Source organism: Acinetobacter sp. WCHAc060033, from assembly GCF_004209125.1.
In the GTDB taxonomy this organism is placed as follows: domain Bacteria; phylum Pseudomonadota; class Gammaproteobacteria; order Pseudomonadales; family Moraxellaceae; genus Acinetobacter; species Acinetobacter wuhouensis.
In genome coordinates this window covers 1-1,312 of the sequence record NZ_SGSW01000144.1, presented here as the reverse complement: position 1 = coordinate 1,312, position 1,312 = coordinate 1, and the positions used below count along the sequence as shown (strand labels likewise).

The 1,312-nt window shown below is 45.0% G+C and carries 1 protein-coding gene; it reads right to left on the bottom strand.

Features of this window, described 5'->3' with window-relative positions; genetic code table 11:
• Window positions 1–1,312, bottom strand: a 1,312-nt coding sequence (locus EXE10_RS20965; RefSeq protein WP_130114594.1) for an MFS transporter, incomplete at both ends; no start/stop codon positions are given.

Genomic DNA, 1,312 nt, shown 5'->3' with positions numbered 1-1,312 from the left:
AGTCTGGCTTTTTCTGCTAAAACAGCAGTTAAATCTGACGGCACTTGAAGATGACTGCCAAATATATAGGCCATGAAAACACCAAATAAAGTAATACCTAGTCCTGTACCCAGTTCATAACCTGTACTTTCAAGTGAACCTGCCGCACCGCCCTTTTCTGCAGGTACTGAGCCCATGATCGCAATGGATGAAGCTGTTAAACCAATACTCAGTGTTAATCCAATCGAAGCTAAAATAAAGGGAACGATGATTCCCGGATGATGAAAATCTGAATAACTCAAACTGACCAACGCAATTGCTGCCAATATTAATGACATGGTCGCAACCAGACGGAGTCCAAATTTATTGGATAAAAAACCAGCAATAGGCCCGCCAATAGCGGCCGCAACCATAATCGGAACCATAAAAAGACCGGCTTGCAGCGGTGTTAAACGAATGACATATTGCAGCTCCATTGCCAAAGTTAACTCAACCCCTGCCAAAGCGCCTGCAGCAACCATTGCCATAATAATGCCGGCTAAAATAGCAGGACGTGAAAATAGCGAAAGATCTAGCATCGGCTGAGGAGAATTCAGCTGTTTGCGTACAAATATGGTTAATAAGCCGATAGATAAAACGACCAAAGGCAAGACAATCAACAACGACTGTTTACCGCCTAAGCCTGCTTTTAGTGCATATACAAACGAAATCAAACCGACAATCAGCAATAGCGCTTGACCAAATGCCCAATGTCCAGGGGTTATAGCTTCTTTTCGGGACAATAAGAAATAGCACATTGGTGCGACAACCAGCATGATTGGGACGTTAATCAGGAAAACTGAACCCCACCAGAAATATTCTAACAATCCCCCACCAATGAGCGGTCCAATGGCGGCACCGGCTGATCCGATTGTGCCCCAAATACCCAGCGCAATGGCACGTTCGCGACTGTCTTCGAAGGTTCTGCGAATAATACCCAATACACAGGGCATAATCATGGCACCGCCTAATGCTAATAAAGCACGTGCGGCAATCAGCATAGAAGCCGTTTGGGAAAATGCCGCAAGGACTGAGGCAATTCCAAATATAACCAAGCCAATCAGCAGAATCTTACGATTGCCGACACGATCAGCCAAAGTTCCCATCGGAACTAAAAGTCCAGCCATAAGTAATGGATAAATATCAATAATCCATAAGACTTGGTTACTTGTGGCACTCAGCGATTGGGTTAATGAGGGAACCGCAACATGCAGTACAGTCATATCAATCACAATCGGCAGAAATGCAAGCACGACAGCGAGCAATATCCACCAGCGTTTCGGATCAAGATTGG